The organism is Micromonospora sp. CPCC 206060, assembly GCF_036906895.1.
Taxonomy (GTDB): domain Bacteria; phylum Actinomycetota; class Actinomycetes; order Mycobacteriales; family Micromonosporaceae; genus Micromonospora.
In genome coordinates this window covers 93,795-115,502 of record NZ_JBAKHU010000015.1, presented here as the reverse complement: position 1 = coordinate 115,502, position 21,708 = coordinate 93,795, and the positions used below count along the sequence as shown (strand labels likewise).

Genomic DNA, 21,708 nt, shown 5'->3' with positions numbered 1-21,708 from the left:
CACGGACGAACCACCTGAAACGACCACTACGCACAGTTGCAGACCGTTACTCGGAAACCTTCACTGGCCGGTCGACGGTGTGCCGACCCGACCCGGGGCGTGGCTGCTGACCACGGCCCGGCGGCGGGCCGTGGACCGGCTACGCCGCGACCGCACCTACGCCACCCGGCTGGCCCTGCTGCAGGTGGAGGCGGACCGGGCCGGGCGCACCGCAGGCGACGACACCGAACTGCCCGACGATCGACTGGAGTTGTTCTTCACCTGCGCCCACCCGGCGCTGCCCGCCGACGCCCGTGCCGCGTTGACCCTGCGCTACCTGGCCGGGCTGAGTACCGCCGAGGTGGCCCGGGCGTTCCTGGTGCCGGTGGCCACCATGGCGCAGCGGCTGGTCCGCACCAAACGCAAGATCCGCGAAGCCCGGATCCCGTTACGGGTACCGGGCGTCGACGAGCTGCCGCACCGGCTGCCCGGCGTACTCCAGGTTGTCTACTCGATCTTCACCGAGGGGTACGCGGCCAGTTCCGGTCCACGACTGCAACGGCGGGACCTGGCCGAGGAGGCCATCCGGCTGGCCCGGATGCTGCGCCGGCTGCTGTCCGCCGAGCGGGAGGCCGCCGGGCTGCTCGGGCTGATGCTGCTCGTCCACGCCCGCCGCGACGCCCGTACCGGGCCCGACGGGGAGATCCGGATGCTCGACGAGCAGGACCGCAGCCGCTGGGACCAGCCGATGATCACCGAGGGGCGGGAGCTGGTGCTGGTCGCGTTGACCGGCGGGCCACCCGGCCCGTACGGCGTGCAGGCCGCCATCGCCGCCCTGCACGACGGGGCCGATGACCTGGAAACCACCGACTGGCCCCAGGTTGTGGCCCTCTACGACGTGCTGCTGACGCTCACGCCGTCCCCGGTTGTCGCACTCAACCGCGCCGTGGCCGTGGCCATGCGCGACGGTCCGCTGGCGGGCCTGACCCTGCTCGACGGCCTGGCCGGTGAACCCCGGCTACGCGACCACCACCCGTACCCGGCGGCGCGGGCGGAACTGCTGGCCCGGCTCGGTCGCCGGGCCGAGGCCGCAGCCGGCTACCGGGAGGCGCTCGACCTGGCCGGTACCGAACCCGACCGGGCGTACCTGCGGCGCCGGTTGCGCACGGTCGAGACCGGATCAGGTCAGCCCGACGGCGACTGACCGCTCTGCGGGCGCTGCCCGGCAGGTTCGGACGGCTGGTCGGCCGGGTCCACCCAGGACTGGTCCCGGCATACGATGGTCGTCGTGGCCGGAGGTTCGGATCGGGGGACATGGTGACCGGTACGGTCTTTGAGAACGCCCGGATCCACACCCTCGACCCGGCCCGTCCGCACGCCGAGGCGATGCTGGTACGCGGTGAGCGGATCGTGGCCGTCGGGGACCTCGACAAGTGCCGTGAGCGGGCCGGGGTCGGGGCGCGGCGGGTCGACCTGGCCGGCATGACCGTGCTGCCCGGACTCATCGACAGCCACCTGCACTCCGCGTTGTGGGCGCGCGGGCTGGAACAGGTGGACCTGCGCGGCACCGACAGTCTCGATGCGGCACTGGCCCGCATCGCCCGTGCGGTGGCCGCCCTGCCGCCGGGGGCGTGGCTGTTCGGTGGCCGGTGGGACAGCAACCGGTGGACGCGGCCGGTGCAGCCGACCCGCGCCGACCTGGACCGGGTCTGCCCGGACCGGCCGGCGGTGCTGCCCAGCATCGACGGTCACACCACCTGGGTCAACACGGCCGCGCTGCGGCACCTCGGGATCGACGCGACCACTGTCGACCCGCCCGGTGGTGAGATCGTCCGCGACGCGGACGGCGAACCGACCGGCATCCTGCGGGAGAACGCCGCCGACCGGGCCAACGACCTGATGCGCTCCCCCGCCGCCGGTGACCTGGTCGCCCTGCTGCGTACCCACCTGCCACGACTGCTGTCGGTCGGCCTGACCAGCATCCACGACATCGACGGGCAGGACTGCCGGGTGGCGTACGAGACCCTGTACGCCCAGGGTGAGCTGCCGTTGCGGGTACACAAGTCGATCCCGTTGACGTTTCTCGACGAGGCGATCGACCGGGGCTGGGCCACCGGCGACGGGGACCGGTGGCTGCGGACCGGCCCGGTGAAGGTGTTCACCGACGGGGCCCTGGGCTCACACACCTGCCTGATGAGTCAGCCGTACCCCGGCCAGCCGGGCAACCACGGCATCGCGGTCACCCCGGCCGAGGAGTTCGCGCGGCTGCTGGCCCGGGCCGCCGGGGCGGGTATCGCGGTCGCCGCCCACGCCATCGGTGACGCTGCCAACGCGATGGTGCTGCGCGCGTACGCCCGGTGGCGGGCCGACAACGACGGCGCCGGTGGGGTGCCCCGGCTGCGGCACCGCATCGAACACGCCCAGCACCTGCGGCCGGCGGACGTGGCGATGTTCGGCCCGCTGGGGGTCGTCGCCTCGATGCAGCCGACCCACTGCACCAGCGATATCCCGCTGACCGCGAGCCTGCTGGCCGGCCGTGACCTGGCCTCGTACGCCTGGCGTAGTCTGCGCGACGCGGGCGCGACGGTGGCGTTCGGTTCGGACGCCCCGGTGGAGGACCCGGACCCGTTCCACGGGATCCACGCGGCGGTGACCCGCCAGCAGGCCGGCGGTCATCCACCCGGCGGGGTCGACCCAAACGAGCGGCTGGACCTGGACGCGGCGCTGCACGCCTTCACCGTTGCCGGCGCGTACGCCTCCTACGAGGAGCATCTCAAGGGGCGGCTGCGGGCGGGGATGTTGGCGGACTTCATTGCGCTGCCCACCAGCCCGTACCAGGTTCCGGCGGGCGACCTGCGGGACATCAGCGTGGATGTGACCGTGGTCGGTGGGGTGATCCGGTGGCGGCGCTGACCCCTGGCAAGGAGTTGGTTCTTCGCTGGCGGCTACGGGTGGGCCGGGCCGGCTGGAGTCAGCAGAGCTGGTGGACCTGGTAGCGGCGGTCGGCGTCGAAGGTGATGCCGGTGATCTCCTCGATGACTGCCCAGACGAAGTCCTCGTCCGGCCCCCAGTCGGGGAAGGTGAGTCCCTGTTCGACCGGCAGGGGTACGCCGTCGTCGACGACGGGTTGCCCGTCGGTGTAGACGATGCGCCGGGCGGGGGTGGGTCCGTCGTGGTAGCTGAACCCGTAGCTGCTGGTGACGCTGGAGAAGATGACCGACAGTGCCCGGTGGCCGGCCAGGTCGGGCACGCTCATCACGTGTTCCAGGGACGGGTCCCACAGTTCGTGCCACTGTCCGGTCCGGGCGGTGTAGACGACGTCGTGGCGTAGGCCCGAGGTTGCCTCGGCACCGTCGGTCTCCTCTGCGGTGGCCGTCGTGGTGGCGGTGAGCAGGGTCAGCGGATCGTGGTCGGCGACGAAGAGTGCGGAGGTGTTCCAGCCCATGGCCGCCAGGTTAGCGGTGGCCGCTGACAGGCAGCGGCGCCCTCCGGTCCCAGCACGGAAACCACCCGGCAGCGTCACGACCACGACAGGTGGCCCGGCAGGGACTGGCCCAACCGAAACTCCTACTGATTCAATAGGAATATTCGTTGTCGAGCCGAGGGGAGGACCCAAGTGACACGTCCCCTGCTACCGGATGCGGCCGACCCGTCCGCGCCGATCGTCAAGCCACTCCCCGCCGGTGTCCTCACCCGCCACGACACCAACGCCGAACTGCGCTGGGAGGCCATGGCCGGGCAGGGGCAGGTGGTCCCGACCGACCGGTTCTTCGTCCGCAACCACACCCGCACCCCGCTGCTGGACGTCGACACGTGGCGGCTGAGCCTGTTCGGCACCGGGCTGCGCGGCCGACCGACCAGGGACCGCCCCGTCGAGTTCGGCTACGACGACCTGCGCGCGATGCCCGCGCAGGAGCAGACCGCGCTGATCGAGTGCGCGGGCAACGGGCGGCGCTTCTTCAGCGAGCAGCAGGGGCAGCCGTCGAACGGTGTGGCCTGGGGGCTCGGCGGCGTCGGGGTCGCCCGCTGGCGGGGTGTCCGGCTGTCGACCGTACTGCGCCACGCGGGCCTCACCGACGCTGCGGTCGACGTGATGCCCGAGGGCCTGGACCCGGATTACCACACCGACGGGGTCAACCTCGGCCGGGTACGCCGTCCACTGCCGGTCGGCAAGGCCCTTGACGACGTGCTGCTGGCGTACGAGATGAACGGCGAGCCACTGCCACCCGACCACGGCTTCCCGGTGCGGCTGGTGGTACCCGGCTGGGTCGGCGTCGCCTCGATCAAGTGGGTCGGCCCGGTGGAGGTCTCCACCGGGCGTCTCCTCTCGCCGTGGAACACCCGCTTCTACCGGCTGTTCGGCCCCGGGCACCCCGTCGACGGTGGACCACCGCTGACCCGGCAGGTGGTCAAGAGCGCCTTCGAGCTGCCCTTCAACGCGGCGATCCCCGCCGACGCCGACGTCCTGCTGCACGGGCGCTCCTGGTCCGGCAACGGTCCGATCCGCGCCGTCGAGGTCAGCACCGGTGACGACGACTGGCGGCCGGCGGACCTGGTCGCCGACGACCGGGGCGGAGCCTGGCAACGCTGGACGGCCCACTGGCGTCCCCCCGGCCCGGGCCGGTTCACCCTGCGCGCCCGGGCCACCGACGTCACCGGTGCCGGGCAGCGCGCACAGGCCCGGTACAACACCCTCGGGTACCTGTTCGACGGGATCGTCCGGCATCCGGTGACCGTCACCTGAACCACGCCTATCCCCGGTCCCGCAGCCGGTGGAGGCTCCCGGCGTGGCCACGGCCGGTGCCGGGTACCGGAAGGCACTCCCGGCACCGGTCAGACGGTGACGCCGGCGAACAGCAGCGACGCCAGGGCCAGCGCCAACGCCAGGTTGAACACGGTCGCGCCGGCGAAGACCGCGACGGGCCGCCACCCGGCCTCGCGTAGCGCGGCCACCCGGACCTCCAGGCCGATACTGACGAACGCCAGGATCAGGAACCACACCCGCAGGTCGTTCACCACACCGATGGTGGCCTTCCCGTCGACGCCGGCCGCCTCCAGGTACCCGGTGGCGATGACCGATGCGGCGATGAAACCGAGCACGAACTTCGGGAACCGTCGCCACAACTCCCCTGGCCCGGGACGGGCGGCGTCGGGGCGCCGCTCGACCCGCAGGGCGAAGTACGCGGTCAGCGCCACCGCCACCACGCCCATCAACGCGTTCTGGGTGACCTTGACGATGCTGGCGATCTGCAGCGCCTCCTCGCCGGCCAGCGCGCCGGCGGCGGTCACCGCGGCGGTGGTGTCGATGTTGCCGCCGATCCACGCTCCGGCCACCGCGGACGGCAGACCGAGCACGTCGGCCAGCCAGGGCAACACGAAGATCGACGGCAACGCGAAGGCGATGACCAGGCTGGCGGTGTAGGCGAGTTGTTCGCGGCGGGCCCGGACGGCCCCGGCGGCGGCGATCGCGGCGCTGACCCCGCAGATCGACACGGCGGCGGCGAGCAGGGCGCGCAGTTTCTCGTCCAGGCCGAGCCGTCCGGCCAGCCACCAGGTGAACAGGAAGACCCCGGAGATCAGCAGGATCGCCTGGGCGATCGCCGGGCCGGCGGCCCTGGCGATCACCGCCAGGTTGATCGAGGCGCCGAGCAGCACCAGACCGGTCTTGATGAAGAACTCGGTGCGGAATGCTGCGGCGATCCGGTCGCGGATGCCGAGCAGGGTGACGGCGGCGTTGCCGAGCAACCCGAGCAGGATCGCGTACACGGGGTACTCGATCGCGGCGGTGACGTTCTCCAGTGCGGTGCCGCCGGTGAGGGCGGGCACGTTCTGCTCCAGGTACCGGGTCAGCGCGGCCAGCACGAGGACCACCAGGAGTCCCAGCGCGACCCAGGCCCACGAGGTCGGGGGGCGGACTGTCTCGCCGGCTTCGCCGGTTGCGGTGTTGGTCGGGCCGGGTTTGGTCGCCGGTGTCCCGGACGCCTCGCCGGCCATCAGGGCACCAGCCCAGCGGGGATCACTCCGAGCAGGACCAGTCCGAGCAGCGCCAGGCCCAGGATGGTGGCCGCCCAGTCCTCGTCGACCGCGGTCCGGGACTCCCGGTCGGTGGGTGGTGATGGGGACGGCGGATCGGTACTCATCGGATGTCCTCTTTCGTGGCAGGGGAACCCCCGGGCCAAACCGGGGGTGCGGGTTCTGTCGACAGCGCCACCGACGCGTCGGGGACGGAGGCGGCGGTGGGTACGCCGTGGATCGCGGCAGCGGCGATCGGGGGCGCGTGGCGGCGGATCAGCCGGCGCGGCGCGGGCCGGGACAGAGCTCGGAAGCGACCCGCATCAGGTCGATGACCCGGCGGGACGTCAGAACAGGTCCGATCGGCACCCACCCATATTCCTACTTGACTGATAGGATTTCAAGTCCCGATGGCGGAGTTGGCCGGGCTGCTGCAACATCCGTCACATTGACAACCGGCGACGCTCGGTACAGCATCGGTGACATGCAGTCACAGGCCGGAACGCTGTCCGTCTGCCTGGTGGTCGACCTGGTTCGCTACGCCAGTACACGCTGTCCCTTCTGATCTGGGCCGGCGCCACCCCGGGTGGTCCGCTGGGGCGTCTCGCGTCCTGGTCCGACGCGCCGCCAGCCGTGCTCTGTGGACCGCCACCCCTGCGTCACCCGTCCGCACCGATGCGACGGGTGCTTCCGCCCGCCGCCCGTTGGCGGACCGTCACGCCCTGATCAGGAGAACCCCGCCGTGCCCCTCACCGTCGCCAGTCCCCACCACACCGACCGTGCCGCCGCCCCGGCGTACACGGTGAGCGTCACCATCCGGCTCAGCCCGGACGGTCCCGTCGTCAGCCGGGACTCCGCCGCCGTGCTCGACCTGCTGCGCCGGCTCACCGAACGGGATGGCGGCAGCGGCCCCGCAGTGACCGGACCGGCAGACACCCCGCCGAACCGGGCACCCCAGCCGATCACCGACCACGACGCGGGGCTGCGGATCCATCCGGAGTCACGGACGGTGTACCGGGACGCCGACGTCGTCCCGCTGACCCGCATCGAGTTCGACCTGCTGCTCTTCCTCGCCCAGAACCGCCGGCAGGTGCTGACCCGCCGGCAACTGCTCAGCTCGGTCTGGGGCGGTATACACGTCGGCGAGCGGACCGTGGATGTGCACGTTCAGCGGCTACGCGCGAAGGTCGGCATCGGTCGGCCCCTGGTGACCACGATCCGGGGCGTCGGTTACCGCCTGGACGACCGCGCCGAGGTGGTGCTGGTGCAGACGCAGGCGTGACCCGGCCGGACCCCGCTCGGGCGGGGCCGGCTGATGTGCGAACGCCGCCGACCGGGCGCCTGACGCGTGCCGGCGCCCACGACCGCAGGTCCGTGGGCGCCGGGATGTATCCTCAGCCGACTGACTCGCGGCCGTCTTCAGCGCGGTGAGCCTAGCGGTCAGCGACGAGGTGAGGGACGGTACGCATCCTGTCGGGGTCGACCGCGACGGGCGGACCGTAGACGGTGGCGGCCATCGCATGATGCACGGCGGTTCCGGTCGGCGGGCGGCGCCGGCTGGTCCGGACGGCTGGCTGGTTCCGGCGTTGCCGGCCCTGGCTACCGCCAGGCCGGTCGCCCTCCACGGCGGGATAGCGCACCCGAGCCAACCTGATCGATCAGGATGATCCCCGGAAACCCGATCACAAGGCGACCGCGCTGACAGCGCGCAGGGCGCCTGGCCGGTCGGGCCGGGCCGCGACCTCTCGGATACGTCCGGGAGCCCATTGCGGGGTCACCCCACAAAGATGCGGCTTGACCAGGCCATTGCCATTGGGTTGTTATTGGTCTAGCGTTCAGGACCAATAACCGCCCAATGTTCGAGGTGATCATGTACGAGCCCGCCGACATCAGCGATGTCGTCGTCGACGAGACCCGGCCGGTACCCGCGTACTACCAGGTCTACGAGGCGTTGCGGCAGCGACTCGGCGGCTCCGACCTCCCCCCGGGCAGCCGGCTGCCCACAGAACGGGCCATGGCCGAGCAGTTGGGCGTGAGCCGGGCCACGGTCCGCGAGGCGCTGACCCGCCTCGAACGCGATGGGCTCGTCAACCGGCGGCAGGGCGACGGCACGTACGTGGCCGAACCCCGGGTCGAGCACGACATGCGGTTCCTGCACGGGTTCTCCGCCGAGCTGGCCCGGCGCGGGCATCGAGTCCGCTCGAAGGTCCTCGCTATGGGCACCGTCCGTCCCTCCGCCCGGCTCTGCGAGGTCCTCCGGGTCGCCAACGCCCCGGACACGGTGATCGAGCTGCGCCGGGTCCGTTCCCTCGACGGCAGCCCGGTGTCGCTGGAGACGGTGTGGCTCTCCACCGACCGGTGCGCCCCCCTGCTCGGCGTCGACCTGAACGACCGGTCGCTCTACGACTCGCTGCGCGCCTTCGGCATCCAGCCGGTACGCGGGCACGAGCAGCTCACCGCCACCGTCCTCGACGACTTTGAGGCGACCTGCCTCGACCAGAAGGCCGGCGCCCCCGCCTTCCTGGTCGAACGGGTCACCTACGACGCCGCCGATCGCGCAGTCGAGTACGTCAAGAGCGTCCTGCGCGCCGACCGGTTCACCATCCGCACCGACCTCGACCTCGAGGCGGCCCGTTCCCCTCTCACACCCCCCACCACCGAAAGCTGACCGGAGGTTCCCCCATGAGCGAGCGCAGCGAGCGAAACACCAAGCACAGTCCGGACGAGCCTCGTGACGGTTTCCGAGCGCAGGAAGGAACCAGCATGAGCAACGCCGAAGCCCGGAAGGTCGAACGCCGTCGCGGTGCCGCGCGCTTCTTCACCCCCCGCCGGATCGCCCGCATCGCCATCCTCGTCGCGCTCAGCGCTGTCGGCGCGTTCATCAAGCTACCCAGCCCGACCGGCACGGTGGCGCTCGACTCCGCGCCCGCCTTCCTCGCCGCCGCCGCGTTCAGCCCGCTCGAAGGGTCCATCGTCGGGGCGCTCGGGCACCTGCTCTCCGCCCTGACCACCGGTTTCCCGCTCGGCCTCCCCGTCCACCTGCTGGTCGCGGCCGAGATGGCCGTCTTCGTGGCGATCTTCGGCCTGCTGGCCCGCCGGGTGAACATCTGGGTCGCGATCGTCGTCGGCATCGTGCTCAACGGGGTCGGCGGCGCCGCCATCATGATCCCGATCGGCGGTGTCGGACTCTTCGCCGCGCTCGTGCTGCCGCTCACCGCCGGGTCGGCGATCAACATCCTGGTCGCTGCCGCCGCGACCCGGGCACTGCGCTCCGCCGGCCTCGCGGAGGAGGAGACCAGATGACCTACGCGGTACGCGGCGTCCGGCGGATCCGGGACCTCACCGTACTCGACCTCACCGACAGTTGCCTGGTCGTCGCCTGCGACTCCGTGGGCGGCATCGGCCCGAAGCCGCACGACACGGTGACCGTACCGGCGTCGACCGCCGCGCACTTCGCCACCCGCGTGCCGTTGCTGGAGGTGCTCTGCGCCGGAGCCACCCCGACCCTCGTGGTCAACACGCTCTGCGTGGAGGCCGACCCGCAGGGCCGGGAGATGATCGCCGCAGTCGTCGCGCTCGCCGCCGAGGTCGGCCTCGACGCCGACCGGGTCACCGGTACGACCGAGGACAACGTCCCCACCGTCGCCACCGGCATCGGGGTGACCGTCCTCGGCGAGGCGGCTCCCGGGGCGCTGCGCCCCGGGGCCTCCCGCTCGGGGGACGTGGTGGTCTGCCTGGGTCTGCCCCGCTCGGCACCCCGGGACCGGGTCATCCCCGGCCACCCGGACCTGGTCGGCCTCGCCGACCTGCGGGCCCTACTCGACAGCGGCGTCGTCCACGACGCGCTCCCGGTGGGCTCCAAGGGCCTGGCCTGGGAGGTGCCGCAGCTCGCGGCCAGCGCCGGGCTCACCGTCGACTGGCGAACCGACCATCCCGTACCGGTCGACCGCTCCGCCGGCCCGTCGGCCTGCGTCCTGGTGAGCTGCCGCCCGACTGACCTGACCACGGTCCGTGCCGCCTTCCCCGATCCGCTGCCGGTGAACGTGGTCGCCGACCTGACCGAGGAGGCGCCATGACCACCCGAGGACTGACCCGAGCCGCCGGCGGCAAGCCGCAGGGCACCGGCGACCCGGACGCCGTGCTGCGCGCCGACGGCGTCAGCTTCCGGTACCGGTCGGCCACCGAGCGCCAACTCACCAACGTCTCCTTCCAGATCCGGCGCGGCGAGCGGGTCGCCGTCATGGGCGCCACCGGGGCTGGGAAGACCACCTTGTTGATGATGTTCAACGGGCTCGTCCCACACCACCACGACGGTGAGATGCACGGGTACCTGACCGCGGTCGGCCTGGACACCGTCGAACACGACGTGGTCGACCTGGTCCGGCACGTCGGCCTGGTCATGCAGGACCCGGAGTCGCAGATCACCGGCCGGCTCGCACTGGACGACGCGGCGGTCGGCCCGGCAAACCTCGGGCTGTCCCGCGCTGAGGTACTCGACCGGGCCCGCCGGGCCCTCGACGCGGTCGGCCTCGGCGAACTGGCCGACCGGGACACCGGGCAGATGTCCGGTGGGCAGCAGCAGCGGCTGGCCATTGCCGGCATCCTGGCCATGGCCCCGGAGATCCTCGTGCTCGACGAGCCGACCAGCGAACTGGACCCGGCCGGTACGGCCCAGGTGTTCGCGGTGGTGGAGCAGGCCGCCGCCGACCGGGACCGGACCGTGGTCCTGGTCGAGCACGAGCCGGAACTCGTGGCGCAGTGGGCCGACCGGCTGATCGTCCTGCACGACGGTGCCCTCGTACACGACGGCCCACCGGCGGAGTTCTTCACCGTCGCGGAGCGGGCCGAGGCGGTGGGACTGCGACCACCGCAGGTGACCACCGTGTGCCACGCGCTCCAGCGGGCCGGCCGGCTGCCCGCCGACCGGACGGCGGTGACCCTGGACGAGGCGGTCGCCATGCTCCAGGACCGGCTGCCGGTCACCGCCCGGGTACGCGCCAGCGCCCCGCAGCCGGCGGTTCCGGCGGACGCGGCCGTCGTGATCGAGGCGACCGGCCTCGGCCACCGCTACCCCTCCGGGGTCCAGGCCCTGTCCGACGTGGACGTCCGGGTCCGGGAGGGCGAGTTCGTCGCCCTGCTCGGCCGTAACGGCGCCGGGAAGACAACCTTCGCCCGGCACCTCAACGGCCTGCTCCGTCCCACCGCCGGCCAGTTGCGGGTGTACGGCCACCCTACCGGCGACCGCTCGGTCAGCGACCTGGCCACCGACGTCGGGTACGTCTTCCAGAATCCGGACCACCAGATCTTCGCCCCGACCGTCCGCGACGAGGTCGCGTTCGGGCTGCGTAACGCGGGCTGGGCGGACGACCGGATCGAGGAGAAGGTACGCGAGGTACTCGACCTGGTGGGCATGCGCGCCCATCTCGACCACCACCCGTTCCGGCTGGGTAAGGGGCAGCGGCAGCGGCTGGCGGTGGCCAGCGTCCTGGCCCTGGAACCCCGGATCCTCATAGTCGACGAGCCGACAACCGGTCAGGACTGGCGCGGCGCGCGGGCGATCATGGACCTGGTCCGCGAGCTGAACCGGGCCGGCCGGACCATCCTGATGGTCACTCACGACATGCCCCTGGTCGCCGAGTACGCACATCGGGCGCTGGTGTTCGACGCCGGGCGGCTCCGCGCCGACCTCCCGGTGGCCGACCTCTTCGCCGACGAGGACCTGCTCGCCGGGACCCAACTCGTCGCACCCCAGGTGACCCGCCTGGCCCGGCGGCTCGGGCTGCCCCCGGTCACCACCGTGGACGCGTTCGTCGAACTGTGGGAGGAAGCCTGATGTTTCTCGAGTACCGGCCCGGCACGAGCTTTCTTCACCAGATGGACGTCCGCACCAAGCTCCTCGTCTTCGTGGGCGCGGTGGTGTTGACCTTCCAGTTCGCCCACCCGCTGCCCAACGCGCTGCTGGCCGTCGGCTCGCTGCTGCTCCTGCCCGCGCTTGGCGTGCCGAAGCGGCAGGTGGGCAAGCTGCTGGCGCCCTTGGCCCCGGTCGTCGTCCTGATTCTGGTCTTCGCGGCGCTCAGCCGGGGCCCCGGTGACTTCGGCTCGTCCTCCTCCGCCCGGGTGCTGGTGCACCTCTGGTTCGGTGACGGCCTGCCGCTGACCGTCGGCGGCCTGGCCCACGGCGCCAACCTGGGCCTGCGGATCCTCACCATGGTGTGCCTGACCGCCGCGCTGATCGTCAGTACGCCGGTGGAGCACTTCGTCGCCCTGATGCGCATGGCCCGGCTGCCGTTTCCGGTGGTCTTCATCGTGATGACCGCCCTGCGGTTCGTCCCGACCATGCAGCACCGGGCCAACCAGGTACTGGACGCCCAGCGGGCCCGGGGCGCAAAGATCGACGGCGGGATGATCGGTGCTATTCGCGCCTACACCACCATCATGGTGCCGCTCTTTTCCACCGGCATCCGGATGTCCGAGGAGTTGGCCGCCGCGATGCTCAACCGCGGCTACGGCATCACCCGGCAACCCACCGCGCTGACCATCCTGCGTCCGACCTGGCGTGATCCCGCCGTAGCCGTGGTGACCGCCGTAGTGGTCGGCGTGGTCGTCTGGGCCCGGCTGGCGGGGTGGGGATCGTTGTGACCACTGTAGAACCGATGAACGGAGTACCCGACATGACCGATCGAGCGACGCTGGACACCGTGACCACGACGGATCGGGCACGGGGTTGCCTGGCTGGGGTCGCGCTCGGCGACGCCATGGGCATGCCCGGCGAGTTGTGGCCACGCCAGCGGGTCGTGTCGACCTTCGGCTGGATCGACCGATTCCTTCCCGGCCCGGACGGCCACTTCGTGGTGGACGGCTTCGCGGCCGGCCAGGTCACCGACGACACACAGCAGACGTACATGCTTGCCGAGGCGATCCTCGCCGCGGGCGGCACCGTGGACACCGCCGTGGTCGCCCGGCACCTCGTCGAGTGGGCCGACCGGGTGGGGGCGAGCGAGGGTAATTTCCTCGGCCCCAGTTCGGCGCGGGCAATCCGGCTGCTCCGGGAGGGGGCCGACCCGGCGGAGACCGGCAAGGGCGGGGAGACCAACGGCGCCGCCATGCGGATCGTCCCGGTCGGCCTGCTGCACCGCAGCGACCGACTTGACGCGCTGGTCGACGGGGTGGTGGCGGCCTCGCTGATGTCCCACCACACCAGCGTGGCAATCAGCGGCGCCAGCCTCGTCGCGGGCACCGTCAGCGCCGCTGTCGAGGCGCCCGGGTCGGCCGACCGGGCCACCCGGCTGGCCGAGGCGCTGGAGGTCGGGTACGAGGCGGGCCGGCTCGGCGCGACCCGGGGCGAGCAGGTGGTCAGCCCTTCGGTGGTCCGCCGCGCCCGGTGGGCCGCCGACCTGGCGCGGCAACCCGGGGACGACGCCGACTTCCTCGCCGACCTCTACGACCTGGTCGGTGGCGGCGTGGCGACCGCCGAGTCGGTGCCCGCCGCGATCGGTCTGCTGGTCCGCTCGGGCGCGGACCCGTTGCGCTGCGCCGTGCTGGCGGCGAACCTCGGCGGGGACACCGACACCATCGGCGCGATCGCGACCGGGATGGCCGGTGCGGTCAGCGGGTTGTCCGCCATCCCCCGGGACCTGTTCGACCAGCTCCGGGCGGTCAACGGGATCGACCCCGAAAAGCTCGCCGACGCGCTGCTCGACCACCGTCACTGACCCGCCATCGGGTGTGGTCCTCGGCTACCCGCACGTGGCGGGTGACCTGCCGCACTCGTACGTCGGCAACGGTCACCGGCTGCTGGCGGTCGCCGCCCGACCACCCCGGGCGCCCGTGATCGAATTCAGCGTTTGTCAGAAGTCCGGGCCGCTCAGGTCGCTGCTGGCCGGATCCTTCGTCGCCGGTACGGGATCAACAGCGGCCCCAGGGCCGCGGAGAACGCGGGCCGGTGACCCCGAGGGGATCACCGGCCTGGCCTGGGGGACGGGCGGCGGCTGACGGGAGCGGTCCGCCCGTCTGCTCGGCTCTTCCCGAGGCGTTTCAGCCGAGCAGCAGCTCCGCCGCGGCCCGCAACCGGGCGGCCGTACGGGCCGCACCGAGCGCGGCGATGGTCTCGTGCAGCGGCGGGGAGACCGGCCCACCGACCAGCGCCGTGCGGGTGGTCATGAACATCCGCCGCCGGTTGGCGCCCTCGGCCTCACACACGCCGTTGAGCACGGCCTCCACCGGCGCCGGCTCGAACGGCGTCACCTGCGCCAGATCGTCGGCCAGCCGGCTGAGCACCTTGGCCGCCTCGGCGGCGGGCAGGCCCTTGCGGGTCAACGACTCCGCGTCGACCTCGACCGGGCCGTCGTGCAGCCAGGACAACTGCTCGGGCAGCTCGGACAGCCGCTTGGTGCGCTCCTGCAACGCGGTGACGATCCACCGCAGATCCTGCGTGCCGACCCCGGCCGGCAGGAACGGCTCGGCCACCGCGAGGAACTCCTCGACCGGCAGGGACCGCAGGTAGTGCCCATTGAGCCAGTTCAGCTTGTCGATGTCGAAGACCGGGCCGACCGTGTTGACCCGGGAGAAGTCGAACGACGCGCACATCGCGTCGAAGTCGAAGATCTCCTCCAGGTCGGGCTGCGAGTACCCCATCAGGCCGAGGAAGTTGAGCAGCGCCTGCGGCAGGTACCCCTCCTCCTGGAACCACTTCAGCCGGGCGGCCGGGTTCTTCCGCTTGCTGATCTTCGAACGGTCGGCGTTGCGCAGCAGCGGCAGGTGCGCGAACTGCGGCAGCGGCCAATCCAGCCACGTGTAGAGCAGGATGTGCTTGGAGGTGGAACTGATCCACTCCTCGCCCCGGACCACGTGGGTGATGCCCATGTCGTGGTCGTCGACGACGACCGCGAGGTGGTACGTGGGGAACCCGTCGGCCTTCAGCAGCACCTGGTCGTCGGGGTGCGGGGTACGCACCTCGCCGCGCACCAGGTCCTGGAACGCCGGCACCTCCTCCGGTACCCGCATCCGCACCACCGGCGGCTCGCTGAACCCCGGCAGCGCGGCCCGCTCGTCACGGGTCTTGCCCAGGCACAACCGGTCGTAGCCGGTCGGCTGCTTGTTCTGCTGCTGGCGGGTCCGCATCTCGGCCAGCCGCTCCGACGAGCACCAGCACCGGTAGGCCAGCCCCTGCGCGATCAGGGTGTCGACGACCTCGGCGTAGCGGGGCAGCCGCTCCGACTGCCGGTACGGGCCGTGCGGGCCACCCACGTCCGGGCCCTCGTCCCAGTGGAGACCAAGCCAGCGCAGGGTGTCGAAGATCTGCTGCTCACTGCCGTCGACGTACCGCGTCTGGTCGGTGTCCTCGATGCGCAGGATGAACCGGCCACCGCAGCGCCGCGCGAAGGCGAGATTGAACAGGGCGACGTACGCCGTGCCGACATGCGGGTCGCCGGTGGGTGACGGCGCGATTCTGACCCGGACCTGCTGCCCGCCTGCTGGAGTCTGCTCGCTTAGCACCCGGCTACCGTAGACCATGCCCACGGGTGTACCCCGGTAGGGCCCGAGTGCCCCATCGGTGCGCCTGTGTCGCCAAATGTGACCTCCGCGTCGGCCCGGGGTCAGTCCAGCGGATGACCGACGGTGGCATCGACGTGGTCGGGAACCGGGTCGTGCCGATCCCCGACGGAGGACGTACCGGACGGCTCGAACAGCAGGATCGACGCCCCGCCCGGGGAGAACGGCCGGTGCTGCACCCCCCGGGGCACCACGAACACCGTGCCCGCCGGCAGGGTGACCACCCGTTCGACACGGCTACCGTCGGACTGCGGCGCACCGTCACGCAGAGCGATGTGCAGCTCCCCGTCGATGACCAGGAAGAACTCGTCGGTGTCGTCGTGGGCGTGCCAGACGTGCTCCCCGGCGACCTTGGCCACCCGCACGTCGTAGTCGTTGACCCGGGTGACGATCCGGGGGCTCCACAGGGTGTCGAAGCGGGCCAGCGCCGCCGCCAGGACGATCGGTTGGTCACTCACCGGTGCATTGTGCCCGGCTGGTCGGGCATGCCGGGCAGCCGGGCGGTTCAGGACCGGTGACGGTGGCGGTGGACCATCGCGGCGGCCAGCGGCGCGCCGTCGAGCTCACCGGCGGCGACGCGGGCGGCCACGGTACGCCGGACCAGCCGGTCGGCCAGGCCCGGGGCGTGCCGGGCCAGGGCCAGTTCCAGCCGTCCCCGGGCGGTGGTGGCCACATCCCGGGGGGCCCGCCGGGCGGCGGCGGCCCGCAGGATCGCCGCGCTGACCCCGGCCACCGGTTCCGGTCGGGACACGCCCTGCAACGACAGTCCGGCCCGGACGGTGCTGTCGTGGATCGGTGAGGCCACCATGCTCGGGTAGACCACGCTCACCCCGACGTGGGTACCGACCTCCAGGCGCAGCGCGTCGGCGTAGGCGACCAGGGCACGCTTGCTGACCCCGTACGCGGCGGCGAGGGGCAGCGGCAGCACCGCCATCCGGCTGGCCACGAAGATCACCCGCCCACGGGCGGCGAGCAGGGCGGGCAACGCGGCGGCGGTGGTCCGCCACGCGGCCAGCAGGTTCACCTCGATCTGCCGGGCGACCACCCCGTCGGGAGGCTGTTCGGCGGGTGCGGGTCCACCGACCCCGGCGTTGTTGATCAGCAGGTCCAGTCCGCCGAGCCGTTCGACGGCGGTGGCCACCGCCGGGGCGACCGTGGCCGGGTCGGTCAGGTCGGCGCCGACGACCGGCACCGGCGTGTCGGTGGGCGTCAGGTCGATGCCGACGACCCGGGCACCGGCGGCGGTCAGGTCGGCCACCAACTGCCGGCCGAAGGTGCCGCGGGCGCCGGTGAGCAGCACCCGACGTCCGGCCAGCCGGCTCACCGGGACACCGCCGCCACGCCCCGGCCGTGGGCCGCCCGGCGGGCACCCTCGGTCAGTTCCCGGGCCAGTTGGGCCAGGTACACGTCGAAGTCGACCCGCATCGCCGGGCGGCGCTGCCCCCACCGGCTGGTGGCCGCCCGCAGTTCGGCGGCGCACCCGGCGCGCTGGCGCTGCGGGTCGGGCAGCGCGTACCGGCCGGCGAGGTGCGCGGCGACCAGCCGGGCCTGCGCCTCCACGACCGGCAGCGCGGCGCCGGTGGACTGCATCAGCCCCACGAACGTCAACCCGGGCGCGTCGAGGTGGAACACGTGCCGGTACAGCGCCAGGGTGTGCGCGCCGTCGCCGAGCAGCCCGGGGCCGAGGAACGGGATGTCGACCCGGTAACCGGTGCACCACACCAGCAGGTCGACCGGGTCGGTGGTGCCGTCGGTGAACGTGACCCGGTCACCGTCGAAGCCGGCGATGCCGGGCCGTACGGCGATCTCGCCGTGGGTCAGCCGGGACAGCAGGGCGTCGGACAGCGTCGGGTGGTCCTGCAGCAGGCCGTGCGCGGGCGCGGGTAGCCCGTAGCGGGTCGGGTCCCCGACGGTGGCGGTGAGCATCGCCTGGCTGACGCGTTGGCGCAGCCGCCACGGCAGCCGCCGGGCCAGGGCCCCGTTGAGGGTGTCCGAGGGACGCCCGAGCAGGTACTTCGGGACCACCCACACGCCCCGGCGCAGCGACAGCAGGGTACGCCGGGCGACGTGGGAGGCGTCCACGGCGATGTCCATGGCCGAGTTGCCGCCGCCGACGACCAGTACCCGCGCGTCGCGCAGCTGGTCGGGGTCGCGGTAGGCGTGGCTGTGGATCTGCCGGAACGTGGCCTCGCCCGGCGGCGGGTCGGGCAGGTGCGGCACCCGGTTGTGGCCGTTGGCGACGACCACGGCGTCGACGACCACCTCGGACGGGCCGCCGGCGCTGTCGGCGCGCACCGTCCAGGTGCCGTCGTCACCCGCGGTCACCGACGTGACGGTGTGCCCGGGGCGGATCACGCCGGTCAGCCCGAACCGGTCGGCGTAGTCGCGCAGGTACTGCACGACGCGGGTGTGGTCGGGGTAGTCGGGCCAGTGCGCCGGCATCGGATGGTCGGCGAACTCGGTGCGTCGGCGGCTGGTGTTCAGGTGCAGGGTCCGGTAGGCGGCCGAGCCGGGTGACCCGTACGCCCACAGTCCGCCGATGGTGTCGGTGGCCTCGAAGCAGACGGTCGGGATCCGCTGGTCGGCCAGCGCCTTGCAGGTGGCCAGGCCGGCGGGGCCGGCGCCGATCACCGCGACCGTGGGGGTCACCGGCCGACCCGAGATTTATCCAACACGCGATGGATAATGCCGACCGGGCCGTGCCCCCGTCAAGACGTGCCGCCGCCCGACCCCGTCCCGTACAGCGCGTCCAGCCACCGGTGCGCGAACACCCGGAACTCCCGCCGCCCGCGCGCCCCGGCCGGGTCGGCGGCCAGGGCCACCACATGCCCGTGTACCGCCCACACCAGGCTGCGGACCGCCACGTGCGGTGTCGGCTCGACCAGCGACCCGGTGGCCGCCGCCTCGACGAGCAACTGCTCCACCAGCTCGTACAGCGGCGCCGCGTACCGCTGGTCGAGGTCGGCGTGCCGGTGCGGCTCCAGCCAGCGCCGCAGCCACAGGGCGGTGGTCTCCGGGCGCTGCTCCAGAAAGTCCACGAACACGTCGATCAGCTCGTGCAACCCGGCCAGGGTCCGCCGCGGCCGGGCCGTGGACGCCGCCCGTACCCGCCTCGCCGCCTGTTCCAGCACCACCTTCTCCGCCTCGAACACCCGCGCGAAGCACGCCTCGTACAGCTGGGCCTTGGTGCCCGTGTGGTGGGCGACGGTGGCCACGTCGACGCCGGCGCTCGCGGCGACCTCCCGCAGCCCGACGGCGTCGAACCCGCGCCGGGCGAACAGGGTGGTCGCCGCGGCGAGCACCCGCTCCCGGGTCTGCAGGTTCTCGTCGCGACGGGGACGGCCGGGTCGGCGTCGGGGCATGGTCATGCCGCCCATTGTCCCCCTACAATCCAGCAACCGTTGGATTGACGCGGCGAGGAGACCACCATGACCGGGCTCGACCAGCAGCCGGCGACCACCCTGCCCCGGGGACCGCTGGTCGGCTTCGCCACCGGCTCGGTCGGCATGGGTGTGTGGGTGACCGTGCCCGGACTGCTGCTGCTGTACTTCCTCACCGACATCCTCGGCGTGGACGCCTGGCTGGCCGGCACAGCCCTGCTGCTACCCAAGATCGCCGACGTGGTGCTGCACCCGTCGGTCGGCCACCGCGCCGACACCGACCGGGCCCGCCACGGCCACCGGCGCCGGCTGCTGCTGGTCGGCTGCGCCCTGCCGGTGGCGTTCGCCGCGTTGTTCGCCGTGCCCGCCGGGCTGACCGGCGCCCCGGCCGCGGTGTGGGTCGCGGTGGGATTCACCGCCGGCAACCTGCTGTTCGCCGCCTACCAGGTCCCCTACCTGGCCACCCCCGCCGACCTGGCCATCGGCTACCACGAACGCACCCGACTGATGGCGTTCCGGATGGTGGTGCTGACCCTCGGCATCCTCGCCGCCGGGGTGGCCGCACCACTGCTCACCGGCGGGGACGACGCCACCCGCACCGGCTACCTGCGCATGGCGGCGCTGCTGGCCACCGCGATGGCCGCCACCATGGTCGTCGGGGTGGCCGGCATCGGCCGCCTGCACGCCACCGCGACCCTGCCCGCACCGTCCGGGCACACCCCGGCGGGCTGGCGGTCCCTGCGGGCCGCGCTGACCAACCGGCAGTTCCGCTGGCTCGTCGGCGCCTACCTGGCCATGTCCACCACCACCCACCTGGTGCTGGCCGGGGTGCCCTACTACGCCGAGTACGAACTCGGCCGCCCCGGCCTGACCACCGTGCTGGTCGCCGCGTTCGTGGCCCCGGCGCTGCTGGTCACCCCCGGCTGGCTGGCGGTCGCCCGCCGGGTCGGCAAGCAACGGGCCCTGCTGGCCGCCCAGGCCGCGTTCGCCGCCGGCAGTGCGGTGCTGGCCGTCGGCCGCCCGGCCGGCCTGCCGGTCCTCGTCACCGCCGTCGCGGTGCTCGGGGTGGCGTTCGCCGGCATGCAACTACTGCCGTTCTCCATGGTCCCGGACGTGATCCGGGCCGACACCACCGGCGCCGGCGCCGGCACCTACACCGGGGTGTGGACCGCCGCCGAGGCCACCGGCGCGGCGCTGGGCCCCTACGCCTACGCGCTGTGCCTGGCCGCCGGCGGATTCGCCGCCAGCCGCGCCGGGGAGACCGTCGTGCAGTCGTCGACGGCGCTGGCCGCGGTCCGCTACGGCTTCGGTGTCCTGCCGGTGGTGATGATGCTGGTGGCCCTGGCGCTGCAACGGCACTACACCCTGGACCGGACCGCCCGCACCGGCCGGTGAACACGACCACGCCGCCCGGTGCCCCGTCAGCTCCCGGCCCACCCCCTAGACTTCGCCCTCGATGGACACCCCAGCCGCCGCCGACACGCGGCCCTGCGCGCACTGCGGGCGCCCGGTGCCGCAGCGGGCCGCCGCCGGCCGCCCGTTCCGCTACTGCCGGGACAACGACGGCGCCTGCCAGCGCGCGTCGCGTAACACCCGGATGCGTCACCGCAACGCCCCCGGCCTGCCCGGGCAGGTGGCCCGCACCTGGGAGGTGGTGGACCGGCTCGACCAGGCGGTGGCGACCCTGACCGAGGCCCTGCACGCCGAGTTGTCCCCGGTGGGGGTGGAACGGCAACTGGCGCAGGTGCGAGCCGAGGCCGCCACGCAGGTCGCCGACGCGCAGACCGAACGTGACACCGCCCGCGCCGAGGCCGAGGACGCCACCACCACCGCCGCGGCCGCCACGGTACGCGCCGAGCAGGCGCAGGCCGAACGCGACGCCGCCGTGGCCCGGGCCACGGCGGCCGACGCCGCCGCCGAGCAGGCCCGCCACGCCGAACGCGACGCCCACGCCGCCGCCGACGACGCCCGCCGGGCCGCCCACGCCGCCGAGGCGCTGCGGGTACAGGCCGAACGGGACCGGGACACCGCCCGCCGGGAGATCGACGTACTGCGCGCCGAGCACGCCGCGCAGCAGCGGCAGATCGCCGAGGTGCTACGGGCCCGCGACGCCGCCCTCGCCGACGCCGAACGGGCCGCCCGGCAGGCCACCGACGCGCTGGCCCGGGCCGAACGGTTCCGGGGCGACGCGGAGGCGGCCCGGCAGGAGACCGCGACGGCCCGGCAGGAGACGGCCCGTGCGGTCGAGGCGGCCTCCGCCGCGACCGCCGTGGCCACCCGGGCCCGCGCGGACGCCGACGCCGCCCGCACCGACGCCGACGCCGCCCGCGCACAGGCCACGCAGACCGCCGCCGAACGGGACCGGGCCACCGCCGAGCTGGCCGGGGCGCGCGACGCGGCGGCCACCGCGCAGGGCCAGCTACACCAGACGCAGGTGCGCCTGGAGGCGGTCGCCGCCGAACGGGACAGCGCGCAGCAGCGGGTGACCCAGCTCGCCGCGCAGGTCAGTGACCTGGCCGCCGCGTTGGCTGCCCTCGGTGCGGCCCGGCAGGCCGCAGCCGGTCCACCGACGGCCGGCTGACCGGTCCACCGAGCAACGCTGGCGTTTTTCCCGATTTGCGGCATAACGTGTACCGGGTCGGCGAGTTGACCGGGGTGAGGCTGAGCGCCCGCCGCCGGCGGCGGTTACCCTCGAAGGGTTTGACCACCCGCACCTCGCGCCCCGGGCGGGAATCCCCCACCCGGTCGGCGCTGTTGCACCGATAAGACCAGCACCACCGAACGA

General features: G+C 73.1%; 20 protein-coding genes. 12 read left to right on the top strand and 8 right to left on the bottom strand.

Annotated elements, in window-relative coordinates:
* Both V6U90_RS13260 and V6U90_RS13255 read left to right on the top strand, forming a co-directional pair.
* On the top strand, positions 1-1,183 hold a 1,183-nt coding region (locus tag V6U90_RS13260; protein ID WP_334435102.1), incomplete at its 5' end, for an RNA polymerase sigma factor.
* 110 nt (positions 1,184-1,293) lie between these two features.
* Positions 1,294-2,892: an amidohydrolase gene (locus V6U90_RS13255; protein ID WP_334435099.1), complete on the top strand. Its 1,599-nt coding sequence runs from the start codon at positions 1,294-1,296 to the stop codon at positions 2,890-2,892.
* Positions 2,893-2,950: 58 nt separating this feature from the next.
* Here V6U90_RS13255 and V6U90_RS13250 read toward each other — a convergent pair whose 3' ends face one another.
* Complete coding sequence (locus tag V6U90_RS13250; protein WP_334435098.1) at positions 2,951-3,424, bottom strand: hypothetical protein; 474 nt, start codon at positions 3,422-3,424, stop codon at positions 2,951-2,953.
* Between the two features lie 171 nt (positions 3,425-3,595).
* On the opposite strand from V6U90_RS13250, the gene V6U90_RS13245 reads away from it, so the two are divergent.
* Positions 3,596-4,723 carry a sulfite oxidase gene (locus tag V6U90_RS13245; RefSeq protein ID WP_334435096.1) on the top strand — a complete coding sequence of 376 codons (1,128 nt, stop codon included), beginning with the start codon at positions 3,596-3,598 and terminating at the stop codon, positions 4,721-4,723.
* 89 nt (positions 4,724-4,812) lie between these two features.
* On the opposite strand, the gene V6U90_RS13240 is transcribed toward V6U90_RS13245, so the two are convergent.
* Both V6U90_RS13240 and V6U90_RS13235 read right to left on the bottom strand, forming a co-directional pair.
* Positions 4,813-5,973 (bottom strand): YeiH family protein, encoded by a 1,161-nt coding sequence (locus V6U90_RS13240; protein WP_334435094.1) that lies wholly within the window; start codon positions 5,971-5,973, stop codon positions 4,813-4,815.
* The gene (locus tag V6U90_RS13235) at positions 5,973-6,119 is read right to left on the bottom strand and encodes a hypothetical protein (protein ID WP_334435091.1); all 147 of its coding nucleotides are present in this window, start codon (positions 6,117-6,119) and stop codon (positions 5,973-5,975) included. Before V6U90_RS13235 ends, V6U90_RS13240 begins: the two co-directional genes overlap by 1 nt.
* Positions 6,120-6,733: 614 nt before the next feature.
* Here V6U90_RS13235 and V6U90_RS13230 point away from each other — a divergent pair.
* From V6U90_RS13230 to V6U90_RS13200, 7 genes are all read left to right on the top strand, one after another.
* Positions 6,734-7,273, top strand: coding sequence for a winged helix-turn-helix domain-containing protein (locus V6U90_RS13230; RefSeq protein WP_334435089.1), 540 nt, complete (start codon positions 6,734-6,736; stop codon positions 7,271-7,273).
* Between the two features lie 573 nt (positions 7,274-7,846).
* Positions 7,847-8,659, top strand: coding sequence for a GntR family transcriptional regulator (locus V6U90_RS13225; protein ID WP_334435087.1), 813 nt, complete (start codon positions 7,847-7,849; stop codon positions 8,657-8,659).
* Positions 8,660-8,754: 95 nt separating this feature from the next.
* Complete coding sequence (locus V6U90_RS13220) at positions 8,755-9,294, top strand: ECF transporter S component (RefSeq protein ID WP_334435085.1); 540 nt, start codon at positions 8,755-8,757, stop codon at positions 9,292-9,294.
* Positions 9,291-10,067 (top strand): hypothetical protein, encoded by a 777-nt coding sequence (locus V6U90_RS13215; protein WP_334435083.1) that lies wholly within the window; start codon positions 9,291-9,293, stop codon positions 10,065-10,067. Before V6U90_RS13220 ends, V6U90_RS13215 begins: the two co-directional genes overlap by 4 nt.
* Positions 10,064-11,824: an ABC transporter ATP-binding protein gene (locus V6U90_RS13210; RefSeq protein WP_334435080.1), complete on the top strand. Its 1,761-nt coding sequence runs from the start codon at positions 10,064-10,066 to the stop codon at positions 11,822-11,824. Before V6U90_RS13215 ends, V6U90_RS13210 begins: the two co-directional genes overlap by 4 nt.
* Complete coding sequence (locus tag V6U90_RS13205) at positions 11,824-12,630, top strand: energy-coupling factor transporter transmembrane component T family protein (protein ID WP_334435077.1); 807 nt, start codon at positions 11,824-11,826, stop codon at positions 12,628-12,630. Before V6U90_RS13210 ends, V6U90_RS13205 begins: the two co-directional genes overlap by 1 nt.
* A gap of 32 nt (positions 12,631-12,662) precedes the next feature.
* Positions 12,663-13,703: an ADP-ribosylglycohydrolase family protein gene (locus tag V6U90_RS13200; RefSeq protein WP_334435074.1), complete on the top strand. Its 1,041-nt coding sequence runs from the start codon at positions 12,663-12,665 to the stop codon at positions 13,701-13,703.
* 322 nt (positions 13,704-14,025) lie between these two features.
* Here V6U90_RS13200 and gltX read toward each other — a convergent pair whose 3' ends face one another.
* The 5 genes from gltX to V6U90_RS13175 form a co-directional block, all read right to left on the bottom strand.
* Complete coding sequence (gltX, locus tag V6U90_RS13195) at positions 14,026-15,486, bottom strand: glutamate--tRNA ligase (RefSeq protein WP_334435072.1); 1,461 nt, start codon at positions 15,484-15,486, stop codon at positions 14,026-14,028.
* 101 nt (positions 15,487-15,587) lie between these two features.
* Complete coding sequence (locus tag V6U90_RS13190; protein WP_334435070.1) at positions 15,588-16,001, bottom strand: cupin domain-containing protein; 414 nt, start codon at positions 15,999-16,001, stop codon at positions 15,588-15,590.
* A gap of 47 nt (positions 16,002-16,048) precedes the next feature.
* The gene (locus V6U90_RS13185) at positions 16,049-16,867 is read right to left on the bottom strand and encodes an SDR family NAD(P)-dependent oxidoreductase (RefSeq protein WP_334435068.1); all 819 of its coding nucleotides are present in this window, start codon (positions 16,865-16,867) and stop codon (positions 16,049-16,051) included.
* Positions 16,864-18,192 carry a flavin-containing monooxygenase gene (locus V6U90_RS13180; RefSeq protein ID WP_334435065.1) on the bottom strand — a complete coding sequence of 443 codons (1,329 nt, stop codon included), beginning with the start codon at positions 18,190-18,192 and terminating at the stop codon, positions 16,864-16,866. Before V6U90_RS13180 ends, V6U90_RS13185 begins: the two co-directional genes overlap by 4 nt.
* Positions 18,193-18,251: 59 nt before the next feature.
* Positions 18,252-18,905, bottom strand: a complete 654-nt coding sequence (locus V6U90_RS13175; protein ID WP_442933582.1) for a TetR/AcrR family transcriptional regulator — start codon at positions 18,903-18,905, stop codon at positions 18,252-18,254.
* 66 nt (positions 18,906-18,971) lie between these two features.
* On the opposite strand from V6U90_RS13175, the gene V6U90_RS13170 reads away from it, so the two are divergent.
* Positions 18,972-20,318, top strand: coding sequence for an MFS transporter (locus V6U90_RS13170; RefSeq protein ID WP_334435061.1), 1,347 nt, complete (start codon positions 18,972-18,974; stop codon positions 20,316-20,318).
* Between the two features lie 61 nt (positions 20,319-20,379).
* Positions 20,380-21,504 (top strand): hypothetical protein, encoded by a 1,125-nt coding sequence (locus V6U90_RS13165; RefSeq protein ID WP_334435058.1) that lies wholly within the window; start codon positions 20,380-20,382, stop codon positions 21,502-21,504.
* Positions 21,505-21,708 lie beyond the last annotated feature (204 nt).